11 protein-coding genes are annotated in these 12,422 nt (G+C 66.7%); 9 read left to right on the top strand and 2 right to left on the bottom strand.

Annotated elements, in window-relative coordinates; all coding sequences use genetic code 11:
* Nucleotides 1–3 precede the first annotated feature (3 nt).
* Nucleotides 4–1,254 carry a sarcosine oxidase subunit beta family protein gene (locus tag MUU56_RS28160; protein ID WP_244770595.1) on the bottom strand — a complete coding sequence of 417 codons (1,251 nt, stop codon included), beginning with the start codon at nucleotides 1,252–1,254 and terminating at the stop codon, nucleotides 4–6.
* A 98-nt stretch (nucleotides 1,255–1,352) separates the two neighbouring features.
* Between MUU56_RS28160 and MUU56_RS28155 the strand changes: the two genes are divergently transcribed.
* Complete coding sequence (locus MUU56_RS28155; RefSeq protein WP_244770594.1) at nucleotides 1,353–2,333, top strand: GlxA family transcriptional regulator; 981 nt, start codon at nucleotides 1,353–1,355, stop codon at nucleotides 2,331–2,333.
* A gap of 19 nt (nucleotides 2,334–2,352) precedes the next feature.
* Here MUU56_RS28155 and MUU56_RS28150 read toward each other — a convergent pair whose 3' ends face one another.
* A complete protein-coding gene (locus MUU56_RS28150; protein WP_244770709.1) occupies nucleotides 2,353–3,246 on the bottom strand; it encodes a LysR family transcriptional regulator in 894 nt (297 codons plus the stop codon).
* Nucleotides 3,247–3,345: 99 nt separating this feature from the next.
* On the opposite strand from MUU56_RS28150, the gene MUU56_RS28145 reads away from it, so the two are divergent.
* The 8 genes from MUU56_RS28145 to MUU56_RS28110 all read left to right on the top strand — a co-directional run bounded on the left by MUU56_RS28145 (nucleotide 3,346) and on the right by MUU56_RS28110 (nucleotide 12,318).
* A complete protein-coding gene (locus MUU56_RS28145; protein ID WP_244770593.1) occupies nucleotides 3,346–4,797 on the top strand; it encodes an aldehyde dehydrogenase family protein in 1,452 nt (483 codons plus the stop codon).
* A 4-nt stretch (nucleotides 4,798–4,801) separates the two neighbouring features.
* A complete protein-coding gene (locus MUU56_RS28140) occupies nucleotides 4,802–5,797 on the top strand; it encodes a membrane dipeptidase (protein WP_244770592.1) in 996 nt (331 codons plus the stop codon).
* Entirely contained in the window at nucleotides 5,794–7,488 is a 1,695-nt protein-coding gene (locus MUU56_RS28135; RefSeq protein WP_244770591.1) for a hypothetical protein, read from the top strand. Before MUU56_RS28140 ends, MUU56_RS28135 begins: the two co-directional genes overlap by 4 nt.
* On the top strand, nucleotides 7,485–8,057 hold the full coding sequence (locus tag MUU56_RS28130; RefSeq protein ID WP_244770590.1) for a DUF3726 domain-containing protein: 573 nt from the start codon (nucleotides 7,485–7,487) through the stop codon (nucleotides 8,055–8,057). Before MUU56_RS28135 ends, MUU56_RS28130 begins: the two co-directional genes overlap by 4 nt.
* 10 nt (nucleotides 8,058–8,067) lie before the next feature.
* Nucleotides 8,068–9,072: an Ldh family oxidoreductase gene (locus tag MUU56_RS28125; RefSeq protein WP_244770589.1), complete on the top strand. Its 1,005-nt coding sequence runs from the start codon at nucleotides 8,068–8,070 to the stop codon at nucleotides 9,070–9,072.
* Between the two features lie 102 nt (nucleotides 9,073–9,174).
* The gene (locus MUU56_RS28120; RefSeq protein ID WP_244770588.1) at nucleotides 9,175–10,179 is read left to right on the top strand and encodes a glycine betaine ABC transporter substrate-binding protein; all 1,005 of its coding nucleotides are present in this window, start codon (nucleotides 9,175–9,177) and stop codon (nucleotides 10,177–10,179) included.
* A gap of 116 nt (nucleotides 10,180–10,295) precedes the next feature.
* Nucleotides 10,296–11,168 carry an ABC transporter permease gene (locus MUU56_RS28115; protein ID WP_398433038.1) on the top strand — a complete coding sequence of 291 codons (873 nt, stop codon included), beginning with the start codon at nucleotides 10,296–10,298 and terminating at the stop codon, nucleotides 11,166–11,168.
* Nucleotides 11,169–11,172: 4 nt separating this feature from the next.
* Nucleotides 11,173–12,318 (top strand): quaternary amine ABC transporter ATP-binding protein, encoded by a 1,146-nt coding sequence (locus MUU56_RS28110; protein WP_244770587.1) that lies wholly within the window; start codon nucleotides 11,173–11,175, stop codon nucleotides 12,316–12,318.
* The last annotated feature ends 104 nt before the right edge of the window (nucleotides 12,319–12,422 follow it).

The raw sequence follows: 12,422 nt of genomic DNA, 5'->3' as shown, positions 1-12,422 counted from the left end.
CCGTCAGTGAAGGTTCGGCTGGGCGCCCTGGCCCTTTTCGTCGATGAGGTGACCCCGTCGGAAACGGTCGAGGCGGAAGGCCGCCGCCGTTTCGTGCGGCACACCGCGCGCCAGGAGATGGGCGAAGCAGAAGCCGGAGGCGGGCGTTGCCTTGAAGCCGCCGTAGCACCAGCCGGCATTGAGGTAGAGATTGTCGATCGGCGTGCGGTCGATGATCGGCGAACCGTCCATCGACATGTCCATGATGCCGCCCCAGGCGCGCAGCACCCTGACGCGCGAGAGCGCCGGGATCATCGCCTTGCCGGCTTCGGCGACATGTTCGACGGTCGCCAGGTTGCCGCGCTGGGCGTAGGAATTGTAGCCGTCGATATCGCCGCCGAAGACGAGGCCACCCTTGTCGGATTGCGAGACGTAGAAATGTCCCGCGCCGAAGGTGACGACGCCGTCGATGAAGGGCTTCAGCCCCTCCGAGACGAAGGCCTGCAGCACATGGCTTTCGAGCGGCAGCTTGAGATCCGCCATGCGGGCGACCTCGGACGAATTGCCGGCCGCCGCCAGCGCCAGCTTGCCGCAGCCGATGAAGCCGCGGCTCGTCTCGACGCCGGCGACGCGGCCGTTCTCGCGGCGGATGCCGGTGACCTCGCAGCCCTGGATGATGTCGACGCCGTGCCTGTCGGCGCCGCGGGCATAGCCCCAGGCGACCGCGTCGTGGCGCACCGTGCCGCCGCGCCGCTGCAGCAGCCCGCCCTTGATGGGAAAGCGGGCATTGTCGAAATCGAGGAAGGGCACCATGCGGCGCACGTCGTCGCGGTCAAGCAGTTCGGCATCGACGCCGTGCAGGCGCATGGCATTGCCGCGCCGCATGTAGGCATCGCGCTGCGCGTCGGAATGGTAGAGGTTCAGCACGCCGCGCTGCGAGATCATGGCGTTGAAGTTGAAGTCCCGCTCCAGCCCCTCCCAGAGCTTCATCGACAGTTCATAGAACGGGTTGTTGCCCGGCAGCAGGTAGTTGGAGCGGATGATCGTCGTGTTGCGGCCGACATTGCCGGAGCCGATGTAGCTTTTCTCCAGCACCGCGACATTGGCGATGCCGAATTCCTTGGCGAGGTAGTAGGCCGCCGCCAGCCCGTGCCCGCCGCCACCGACGATGATCACGTCATAATGCGGTTTCGGCTGCGGCTGGCGCCAGGCCGGTCGCCAGTCGCGGTTGCCGCGAAGTCCGTTCCAGAGAAGGGAGAGGGCTGAGTAGCGCATCGCCGTCGCTTTTCGTGAGAGAGGCCGTTGGTCCTTGAGTAGCAGCGAACGGGCGTGCTTCATTGCATCAAAAGGACTTTTTGAGATAGAATCAGGACATGCAGCCTCCTGACACCCGAAACCTGCAACGCATAGGCTTCATCCTGCTGCCGAATTTCGCATTGATGTCCTATGCCTCGGCGAGCGAGCCGCTGCGCGCGGCCAACCTCATCGCCGGCAGCCCGCTCTATGAGGTCGTGCCGCTCTCGGCGGATGGCCTTCCGGTCAGAAGCTCGGCCGGCCTGGAGATCGCCTGCGGTCGGCTTTCCGATCTCGGCGGCAGCTGCCACACGCTGTATGTCTGTGCCGGCGGCAATCCCGCCGACTGGCAGGGCAGTTCCGCCCTGCATGCGCCCTTACGCAAATTCGCCCGGGACGGCGTGCGTATCGGCGGGATTTCGAGTGGCGCCTATGTGCTCGCGGCCGCCGGGCTGCTCGATGCCTGCGCCTTCACCATCCATTGGGAGCATGCGCCGCTGCTGCGCGAGACGTTCCCGCATCTTGTGCCGCGTCAGGCGCGCTTCGTGGTCGATGGCGGACGCGTCACCTGCGGCGGTGGCGTGGCGCCGCTCGACATGATGCATGCGGTGATCGCCGCGCGCATGGGCGCGGATTTCGCCCGCCGCGTCAGCGACTGGTATCTGCACATCGCCGTTGCCGAACCGGCCGACCCGCAGCGCGGCGCGGTGGCGGAGCGGTTCGGCACCAACCATCCGGCCTTGCTGGCCGTCCTCGAAAAGATGGAGACGGCCATCGAGAATCCGCTGAACCGCAGCGAGATGGCGCGGCTTGCCGGCATCAGCCCGCGCCATCTCGACCGGTTGTTCCTTACCCATCGCGGGCAGAGCTTCCTCGATACCTATCGCGCGATCCGCCTGGCGCATGGCCGGCGCCTCCTGGAGCAGAGCCCGCTTTCCATCGCCGAAATCGCCTATGCCACCGGTTTTTCCAGCGCCGGGCATTTTTCCCGCGCCTTCAGGGCCGCTTATGGTCATACGCCGGCAAAAGCCCGGCGCGCCGGCGCTACGCCTCATTCGTGAGGTGCAAGGCGCCCGGTGGTCAGGTTCCAAGCCGCTCGGCCACTATGGCCGGAATTTCCTTCAGGGCGAAGGCGCGGAAGGCCGCGGCGACGGGCGAGGGGGGAACGTCGCGCCGCTCGACCAGCCCCACCCGGCGGCTTGCCGTCGCATCGGCAAGGTCCAGCGCCGCCACGCCCTCATGCGCGTCATGCATGGTCAGCGAGGGCAGAATGGTCAGGCCGAGGCCCGCCTTCACCATCGCGACCAGTGAGGTGACGTTGTAGACGGTGATCAGCGACAGCGCCGAAAGCTGCTTGTAATCCGCCGCCTCGATCCGGTCGGACGCGCCGTTGCGGATCAGCGTCGCTCCATTGAGATCGCTCCATTTAACGGGTCGCTCGAGGCGGCAGAGGTCGTGATCGTCCTTGCAGAGCAGCTTGAACCGGTCGCTGAAAAGCGGCGTGAACTCCACCGCGCCGCCCGTGCGGCTTTCGCCGGCAATGCCGATATCGGCGACGCCGCTTTCCACCATGCGGCGTACCTGCGCGCTGTCGATGTCGAACAGCTCGACCTGCACCTGCGGCCGGGTTTGAAGAAACCGTTGCAGGATCGGCGGCAGCACGTTCGTCGCCACGGATGGCACCGAGGCGATCGACAGGCTGCCGATGCGGCTGTGCGCGAAGGCGCGCATGATGCTGACGGACTTGTCGAAACTCCTGATCTGCTCGCGGCCGAGATCGAGCATCAGGTTGCCGAGCGCTGTCAGGCTGTTCTTGCGGTCCGTCTGGAACAGCGGTCCGCCGATCTCGTCTTCCAGCTGCTTCAGGGTCATCGACACGGCCGACGCGGTGCGGCCGACGGCGTCGGCCGCATCCTTGATGTTCCCGCTCTCCGCCACCGTGACGAAGACCCGCAATGCTTCCAGCTTGATCATGGCGCTCACTTCAATTCTTCTGAAATTGATAACAGAAATATCTGCTTGATTGAAGCGCGGCGCTGGCGGATTTTTCGGTCGAACGGAATGGAGATGCAAATGGCAGAACGCTACGCCAACCTGATCGGCGGCCGGTGGAGGCAGGGCGAACGTTTCCACGAGAACCGCAACCCGTCGGATGTCACCGACCTGATCGGCCTTTACGCGCAGGCGGATGCAGCCGATGTCGACGAGGCCGTGGCCGCCGGCCGCGCAGCACTGCCGGCCTGGCGGAAGATCGGGCTCGAACAGCGCCAGGCGATCCTCAACACGATCGGCATGGAACTGATGGAGCGCGCCGCCGAACTCGGCGAACTCTTATCGCGCGAAGAGGGCAAGCCGTTGGCGGAAGGCCGCGGCGAGGTGTTCCGCGCCGGCCAGTTCTTCACCTATTACGCGGCCGAAGTGCTGCGTCAGCTCGGCGAGAACGCGGATTCGGTCCGCCCCGGCATCGAGATCGACATGCGCCGTGAGCCGATGGGGCTGGTGGCCGTTGTTTCCCCCTGGAATTTCCCGACCGCCACCGCCAGCTGGAAGATCGCCCCGGCGCTCGCCTATGGCAATGCCGTCATCTGGAAGCCGGCCAACGAGACGCCGGCCTCGGCCTTCGCGCTTGCCGACATCATCCACCGCGCCGGCCTGCCGGATGGGACGTTCCAGCTGCTGATGGGGCCAGGTTCGGTCGTCGGCAACGGACTTGCCGGCCATCGCGGGGTCGATGCCATCACGTTTACCGGGTCCTACGAGGTCGGCTGCCAGGTGGCGGTCGCCGCAGCCGCGAACCTCACCAAGTTCCAGCTGGAACTCGGCTCCAAGAACGCCCTGCTCGTCATGGACGACGCCGATATCGACCTTGCCGTCGCGGCCTCGATCGGCGGCGGCTATTCGGGCACGGGGCAGAAATGCACCGCCTCCTCCCGTCTCCTTGTGCATGCGAAGGTCCACGACGTCTTTGTCGAGAAACTGGCTGCCGCCGTCGCAGCGCTGAAGGTCGGCCATGCGCTGGCGGACGGAACGCAGGTCGGCCCGGTGGTCAGCGAACGCCAGCTTGCCGCCAACCTCGCCTGGATGGAGCGTGCCCGCGCCGCCGGTGCCGCGGTCGCCGTCGGGGGCGAGCGCCTGCAGCTTGCCCATGACGGCTTCTACATGGCCCCCGCGCTCCTGACCGGCACGACCAATGCCATGGATTTCAACCGCGAGGAGATGTTCGCGCCCGTCGCCGCGGTGCAGAAGGTCGGCTCCTACGAGGAGGGCCTTTCCGTCGTCAACGACACGCGCTTCGGGCTGGTTGCCGGCATCTTCACCGGCTCGCTCGCGCGCGCCACCCACTTCCGGCGCCATGTCGAAACCGGCTGCGTGACCGTCAACCTGCCCACGGCGGGCACGGACTATCATGTGCCTTTCGGCGGGCGGAAGGATTCGAGTTTCGGCTCGCGCGAGCAGGGCCGCTCGGCTGCCGAATTCTACACCCAGGTCAAGACCGCCTATATCCGGGCGGGGGAGCCGGAGTAAGGCCATGGATGCAAAGATCGCCAGCCCCCTCGTCGATTGCCTGCAATATGCCAACTGGAGCCCGCGCGTTTTCTCCCAGATGCGGGCCGGCGGCGTGCATGCCGTCCATGCCACCATCGCCTATCACGAGAGCTTCCGCGAGACGGTCGCCAACATCATCGCCTGGAACCGCCACTTCGAGCGCCACCCGGACCTCATCTTCCCGGGCCGATCCGGCAGCGATATCGAGCGGGCGATGCGGGAGGGGCGCACGGCCATCTTCTTCGGCCTGCAGAACCCGTCGCCCATCGAGGACGATATCGGGCTCATCGAGGTCTGCCATACGCTCGGCGTTCGCTTCATGCAGCTTTCCTACAACAACCAGTCCTTGCTTGCCACCGGCTGCTACGAGGGGGAAGATCCCGGCATCACCCGCTTCGGTCGCCAGGCCATTGCCGAGATGAACCGTGTCGGCATGGTCATCGACATGAGCCATTCCGCCGAACGCTCGACCCTGGAGGCGATAGAGATCTCGACCCGTCCGATCGCCATTACCCATGCCAATCCGCACTGGTGGCATCCTGCCCTGCGCAACAAGTCCGACACGGTCCTGAAGGCGCTGGCACGATCCGGCGGCATGCTCGGCCTGTCGCTCTATCCGCATCACCTGAAGGACGGGTCCAACTGCACGCTGGAGGGTTTTTGCGCCATGGTCGCGGAGACGGCCGCGCGCTACGGCGTCGAGCATGTCGGCATCGGCAGCGACCTTTGCCAGGACCAGCCGGATTCGGTGGTGACATGGATGCGCAATGGCCGCTGGTCGAAGGTGATGGATTTCGGTGAAGGATCGGCCGCCGCGGCCGGCTTTCCCCGCCAGCCGGCCTGGTTCACCAGCAATGCCGATCTCGGCAACCTGCGGGACGGGCTGCACAGGGCCGGTTTCTCGGAGGCCGAGATGGGCGGCATCATGGGCGGCAACTGGCTGCGCTTCTACAACGCTTCGTTCGGGCCGATGCCATGACCGGCCCCGCGCTCGACGTAACGACGGAGCCTGCGCTGGCACTGCGCTCGCCGGATGTCGTCATGCGCCTGCGGCGAATGGGGGCCTCTTTCCCGACGCGGCTCAGCTTCCTGCGCAGCCTGATCCGGCATCTTGCGGCAAGCGGCGCGGCGGTGCATCGCGGTGTCTGGCGCATGGACGACGAAGGGTTTGGCGAGGCGGTCTATACGCTGCAGCTCGGCGGCCATGACTACAGCCTTGTTGCCTTCTCCTGCCCGCTCTCCGACGACCAGCGCTCCGACCGCGTGATCGCCGAGGCCTGGGATACGAGCTACTTGCTCTATGACGGCATTCCCGACGCCGCCGAGATCGGCCGGCTGCGGGCGAACGCGCCGCGGCAGGAGGCGGGGCGCTTCGGCCCGCGCGACCTGGTGCTGAGCCGCGCCAACAAGTCCGTGCGCTTCTTCGAGCATGTCGCCGACAGCCTGGCCCACGGCCGGCAGCCGGATCGGGCACGCCTCGGCGAGGTCGGTTACCTGCTGCGCACCACCGCCGTCTACGGCAATGGAAAATTCGGCATCGCCGACCGTTGCGTCCTTGTCGGGCGCGGGGGGCTGGATGGTCCCTTCCAGGCGGAGATGCTGACCGTCTGGCTGATCCGCGAATTCTCGCACGACCTCGTCGAGCACGTCGCCCGGTGCCGTGCGCCCGAAACCGCCGTGCCGCTGGCGCCGGACTTGCGCCGCCACATCGGGGTCGGCAATTCCACCGGCCTCGGCATGGCGCCGTTCCTGGCAAACCATCCGGTGCTGCTGAACAACTGGGTCCTCGCCCGCGAGACCGCCCTGGCGCGTGTAAGGTCGAAACCACACCTTGATGCGGCGGCGTTGAACAGGCTGGCCGATCTCTGGCGGCAGGCGGCCCGGCACCTCGACCAATGGTCGGTGGAGGACGGCGCCCTTGCGGCACGCATCGTTCGCCTGCGCGCGGAGTGGGCCGAGGCCGTAGCCTGGATCGATCCTGCGCGGCTGCTGGCCACGGCCTTTCCGGTCGCCGCCCTGCTCGATCGCGGGCAGTTCCTCTCCGTGGATTTCCAGGAACTGCTTGCCGCGCTGCTCATCGAGATGGCGGGACCGGAGAACGATGACCTTGCGGGCGGCATGGCGGCGGTGCGCGAAGGGGTGCTCCGACCGGGCATGGACCTGGCGGCCCTCCGCGCGCTCCTGCACGAGCACTATGGATGGGCGCTCGCCATCGTCTTCAGGGAGCCGGCCGAAACCGCCCAGTTCTGGTATGTCTCGCAGGAGAAGCTGGAGCCGCGCCTCGGCCGCCGCGGCGCAGAGCCCGGGGCGGAACTGGAACTGCCGCTCGACATCGCCCGGCAGGCGCAGCGGCTCGCCGCCGACCTTGCCGAAGTGCCGGAGACCGGGACCGTCGCCGCCTTCCTCGCCCGTTTCCCGCGGCATCGCCACATGGTTCGCCGCATCCAGGCGACGGCCGGCGCGCCCTATGCGGAAATCCGCGACAACCTGCTCTCGGACCGCTGCCTGCCGATCGACATGCTGCGCTGCAAGCTCGCCTTCTTCGGCGCGTCGAAATTCGATCCGCGCTCGGATCGCTGGACGCGCATCACCCTCTTCCAGGGCGCCCCGACGGCCGGCGAGATCACGGCCGGCGAAACCGACGACTGCTGGCTTCCGGTGCTGCCATGACGACGATCCTGCTTTCCTACAATGAAGTGCAGACACTCGCCCGTAAGGCGGCTGCCGGCGCGGGACTGCCTTACGGTGTCGCGGAGGATATCGGCGAGGCCGCCGTCTGGTTGGCGGCGCGCGGCGTCGATGCCGTCGCTGCCGTCGTCGACGCGCTTGCCGGGCGGGGGCCGGATGACATTCTCGACGGCCTTGCCGACATCGATGCGCTCTGCTGCGGCGGCCGGGACGAGGTCGCGCTGCACGGCCGGGATTGCGGCCTGGTGCTGATCGGTCTTGCCGGTGCGACGGCAGGGGACATGGGGCTGTGCCTTGCGGTGGAGCGCGGCGAGGGCGCTGTCGTCCCGCTTGCGCTGGTGGAGGATGCCGGTGGCCTCATGCCGTCCGCGGCGGTGCTTCGTCTCCTGCCCGCCGATGGCCGCCTTGCGCGGCCGGCAACGCCGCGACCGGCGGCAAGCGATCTGGCGGCCTATGCGGCGGCACTCGCGCTTGCGGCGCGAACCTGCGTCCCGGCCTCGGATTTTTCGCGCGCGCAGGGTGCGGGCGCGGGAACCACGGACAACGATTGAGGATATTTCCATGACGGAACGGGTGATGACGCTCGCTGCGGTCGAGCATCTGTGCCTGCGCGCACTGACGGCGTCGGGGGCCAGCACGGACAACGCCGCCGCCGTCGCCCGGTCGACGATGCTGGCCGAGCGCGACGGCATTCGCAGCCATGGCCTGCTCTATGTGCCGATCTATGCGGAGCACCTGCGCTGCGGCAAGGTCGACGGCAGGGCGTCGCCCGTCGTGTCGCAGCCGCGTCCTGGCGCCATCGTCGTCGATGCGGCGACCGGCTTCGCCCATCCGGCGATCGATGCCGGCTGGGATCGTTTCGTCGCCGCCGCCGGGCGGAACGGGGTAGCCGCGCTGACGGTGTTCAATTCCTACAATTGCGGCGTGCTCGGCCATCATGCCGAGCGCATCGCCGAAGCGGGCCTGCTCGGCCTCTGCACCACCCATGCCCCGGCGTCCATCGCGCCGCCCGGCGGGCGCACGCCCGTCATCGGCACCAATCCCTTCGCGCTCGGCGTGCCGGACGAGGCAGGCGGGGTCGCGCTCGTGCTCGACCAGTCGGCAAGCGTGGTGGCGAAATCGGAGATCCTTCTGCGCTCGCGCGAGGGCAGGCCCATCGAACCTGGCTGGGCGCTCGATGCCGATGGCGCGCCGACGCTCGATCCCGTCGCCGCCCTCAAGGGCTCGATGCTGCCGGCCGGCGGCTACAAGGGGTTCGGCGCCGGCCTTCTCGTCGAGATCCTTGCATCCTGCCTGTCGGGAGCGGCCCTCAGCAAGGATGCGAGCCCGTTCTCCGGCACGGCGGGCGGGCCGCCGCGGACCGGCCAGTGCTTCATCGCCTTCGATCCGTCGGCCTTTTCACCAACCTTTTCGCCGCAGGTCGCAAACCTTCTCGGCGCCATCGCCGGGCAGGAGGGGGCGCGTCTGCCGGGCGGCCGCCGGCGGGCCGCGCGCCAGCGCACCGAGCGGGATGGCGTGGCGGTCGACGCCGCGCTGATCGAGCGGATCGAGGCGTTCATTCGCTAAAATTTTTCTGAAATACGGATCAGTTATTTCGGTTTGATAAAAGTGACCGCATTCGACATCGTAACCGTCACGAGCACGACAACCACAACAAAGGGAACGGACATGAAGATCAGGACATCGATTCTCGCGGGCGCTTGCCTCTCCTGCATGCTGCTCGGCGGCAACGCTGCCCAGGCGGCGGAATGCGGCACGACGGATCCGATCACCGTGGCGGAAATGACGTGGCTTTCCGCCGGCACGCTCGCCTATGTGACCAAGGCGATCCTTGCCGAAGGCTACGGCTGCACCGTGCAGATCGTGCCCGGCGACACGGTGCCGACGGCTTCCTCCATGCTGGCCAAGGGCGAGCCGGACATCGCGCCGGAACTCTGGGTCTCGACCGTCAAGTCGACCTGGGACCAGATGCTGGCGAAGGGCACGGTCTACAAGGCCGGTGATATCTTCGCCAGCGGCGGCCAGGAAGGCTGGTGGATCCCAGACTATGTTGCAGAGGCGCATCCCGAAATCCGCTCCGTCAGCGACCTCAAGGACAATTGGAAGGTGTTCGAGGACGCATCGGCCCCCGGCAAGGGGCGCTTCTTCGCCTGCCCGCCCGGCTGGGGCTGCGAGATCATCACCAACAACCTCATCAAGGCGCTCGGCCTCGAAGAGACCTATGAAGTCTATCCGACCGGATCCGGCGCAAACCTCAAGGCCACCATCGCCCGCCAGGTCTCGCGCCATAAGCCATTTGTCGGCTGGTACTGGGGGCCGACCGAGGTGATCGGCAAGTACAGGCTCAAGGTGCTGGACATGCCCGCCTATGATGCGGCCAAGTTCACCTGCCTCACCGATGCCAAGTGCGAGAAGCCGGAACTGACCGGCTGGGCCGTGGGCGAGGTTGCCGTCGCCGCGACCACGAGCCTGAAGGAAAAGGCGCCGGATGTCGCAGAATTCCTGTCGAAGATGCAGGTTCCGAACGCCGAGATCAGCGACGTGCTGGCCTGGGGCGACGACAACAAGGCCTCGCCGGAGGAAGTCGCGGCCTATTTCTTCAAGAACTATGAGAGCATCTGGACCAAGTGGGTCCCGGCCGACGTCGCCGAAAAGGTCAAGGCCTCGCTCTGAGGGTCCTCTGGCGAGGCGGCGCGACCGCGCGGTTGCGCCGCTCTTGCGACCTTCCTTTGCCGGCGGTCCGCGTCGCGTGGCGGCCGGCAAGAGATGCATCGTGAAAGGCTTGTGCCGTGGCAGACAATTTCCCCGAATTCATCGACACCCGCGGTCTCCGCTTTGCCATCGACGACGGCTTCAGCTGGGTCGTGGCGCATTACGGCGATACGTTCGAACGAATGCTGCTGCCGCTGCTCAAGCTCCTGAGCGCCCTTGAAAGCTTCCTGCAATGGCTGCCGTGGTACGTCACCATCGCCGTCATCGCCGCGCTGACCTATTCGGCCGCACGGAGCCTCAAGGCAACCGGCGGGGCCGTCGCCATGCTCGTCTTCATCGGGGCCCTCGGCCTTTGGAACGACGCGATGGCGACGATTGCGCTCATGCTCGCCGCGACGGCGGTGGCCGTCGTGATCGGCATTCCGCTCGGCATCGTCATGGCGCGTTCGGACTGGTTGCGTTCGATCGCGCTGCCGCTGCTCGACGTCATGCAGACGCTGCCGATCTTCGTTTATCTCATTCCTTTCGTCATGCTGTTCGGCCCGGGAAAGATCCCGGCGATCCTTGCCACCGTGTTCTTCGCCATTCCGCCGGTGATCCGGCTGACCGATCTCGGCATCCGCCAGGTCGACGGCGAAGTGGTCGAGGCGATCGTTGCCTTCGGCGCGACGCCGCGGCAAAAACTCCTCAAGGTGCAGATCCCGCTTGCCCTGCCGACCATCATGGCCGGCGTCAACCAGACGACGATGATGGCGCTTTCCATGGTGGTCATCGCCTCGATGATCGGTGCCGGCGGCCTCGGCTATCAGGTCCTGCAGGGTATTCAGCGGCTGGAGGTCAGCCGCGGCCTCATCGCCGGCATCGCCATCGTCTTCCTCGCCGTGATCTTCGACCGCATCGCCCAATCCTATGGCCGGCGTGCCCAGAAACATCTTGCCAGCGGGGAATGAGGCCGTGAGTGTTTCCGACGTGAAAATCCAGGTCGACAAGGTCTACAAGATCTTCGGCAACCGCCCGGACGATGCGCTCGCCGAACTGCGCGCCGGCGCGCAGAAGGCCGAGGTTCTGCAGAGCACCGGCTGTGTCGTCGGCCTCAAGGACATCGACTTCTCGATCCATCGCGGCGAGACCTTCGTCATCATGGGCCTGTCGGGTTCGGGGAAATCCACCCTGATCCGTCATTTCAACCGGCTGATCGAGCCCACCGCCGGCCGCATCCTCGTCGACGGCCGCAACATCATGGAGATGAATGCGAAGGAGCTCATCGCCTTCCGCCGCACCGGCATTTCCATGGTGTTCCAGCGTTTCGGCCTGCTGCCGCACCAGACGGTGCTGGAAAATACCATTTGCGGGCCGATCCTGCAGGGCGTCAACCGCCGCGAGGCGGTGGCCCTCGGCATGGAGCAGCTGGAGCTCGTCGGGCTCAAGGGGTTCGAGAACCGCTTTCCACGCCAGCTTTCCGGCGGCATGCAGCAGCGCGTCGGCCTGGCCCGGGCGCTGGCGACGCAAGCGGATGTGCTTTTGATGGACGAGGCCTTCAGCGCGCTCGACCCTCTTATCAAGAGCGACATGCAGGAGCAGCTGAAGGATATCCAGGCACGGCTGAAAAAGACCATCATCTTCATCACCCACGATCTCGACGAGGCCCTGCATCTCGGCGACCGCATCGCCATCCTCAAGGACGGCGAATTGCGTCAGGTCGGCACGGGTGAGGAGATCCTGTTCCGGCCGGCCGACGATTATGTCGAACGGTTCGTGCGGAAGGTCGACCTGTCGCGTGCTCTCTATGCCCACGAGGCCTTCACGCGGATTCCGGTCCTGACGCAGGCGGAGGCGACGCCGGAGCGGTCCGCCGCGCTGCTCGGCGAGCATCCGGGCGTCATCGTCGCCCGGGACGGCGCGTCGCGCCTCCTTGCCCGCGGCGCTTCCGGCGAGGCCGTCCCGGTGGCCAGCATCGACGCCAATGCCGCGCTCGGCCAGTGCTTTGCGCCGCTCGCCGCGCAAAATGCCATCCTTGTCACGGAGGGCGGGACGGCAATCGGCATGCTGACCCGTGAAATGGCCTTCAAGGCCCTCGCGCGTGCCGCGCGGCCGGCCTGAAGCGCGCCCGTCCGCCTTCCAGGGGAAACGAACCGATGAAGACCTATGTGCTGACCGTATCGTGCCAATCGACCCGCGGCATTGTCGCCGCGATTACCGGCTAC

The sequence above is a fragment of the Shinella yambaruensis genome, assembly GCF_022899355.1.
Classification (GTDB): Bacteria; Pseudomonadota; Alphaproteobacteria; order Rhizobiales; family Rhizobiaceae; genus Shinella; species Shinella yambaruensis.
This window is presented reverse-complemented; position numbering and strand designations above follow the sequence as displayed.

What these genes read in the sequence shown, in the direction of transcription:
- MUU56_RS28155 (WP_244770594.1), top strand. Translation starts at nt 1,353, where the DNA reads ATGCAGCCTCCTGACACCCGAAACCTGCAACGCATAGGCTTCATCCTG.
- MUU56_RS28150 (WP_244770709.1), bottom strand. Translation starts at nt 3,246, where the DNA reads ATGATCAAGCTGGAAGCATTGCGGGTCTTCGTCACGGTGGCGGAGAGC.
- MUU56_RS28145 (WP_244770593.1), top strand. Translation starts at nt 3,346, where the DNA reads ATGGCAGAACGCTACGCCAACCTGATCGGCGGCCGGTGGAGGCAGGGC.
- MUU56_RS28135 (WP_244770591.1), top strand. Translation starts at nt 5,794, where the DNA reads ATGACCGGCCCCGCGCTCGACGTAACGACGGAGCCTGCGCTGGCACTG.
- MUU56_RS28140 (WP_244770592.1), top strand. Translation starts at nt 4,802, where the DNA reads ATGGATGCAAAGATCGCCAGCCCCCTCGTCGATTGCCTGCAATATGCC.
- MUU56_RS28125 (WP_244770589.1), top strand. Translation starts at nt 8,068, where the DNA reads ATGACGGAACGGGTGATGACGCTCGCTGCGGTCGAGCATCTGTGCCTG.
- MUU56_RS28120 (WP_244770588.1), top strand. Translation starts at nt 9,175, where the DNA reads ATGAAGATCAGGACATCGATTCTCGCGGGCGCTTGCCTCTCCTGCATG.
- MUU56_RS28160 (WP_244770595.1), bottom strand. Translation starts at nt 1,254, where the DNA reads ATGCGCTACTCAGCCCTCTCCCTTCTCTGGAACGGACTTCGCGGCAAC.
- MUU56_RS28130 (WP_244770590.1), top strand. Translation starts at nt 7,485, where the DNA reads ATGACGACGATCCTGCTTTCCTACAATGAAGTGCAGACACTCGCCCGT.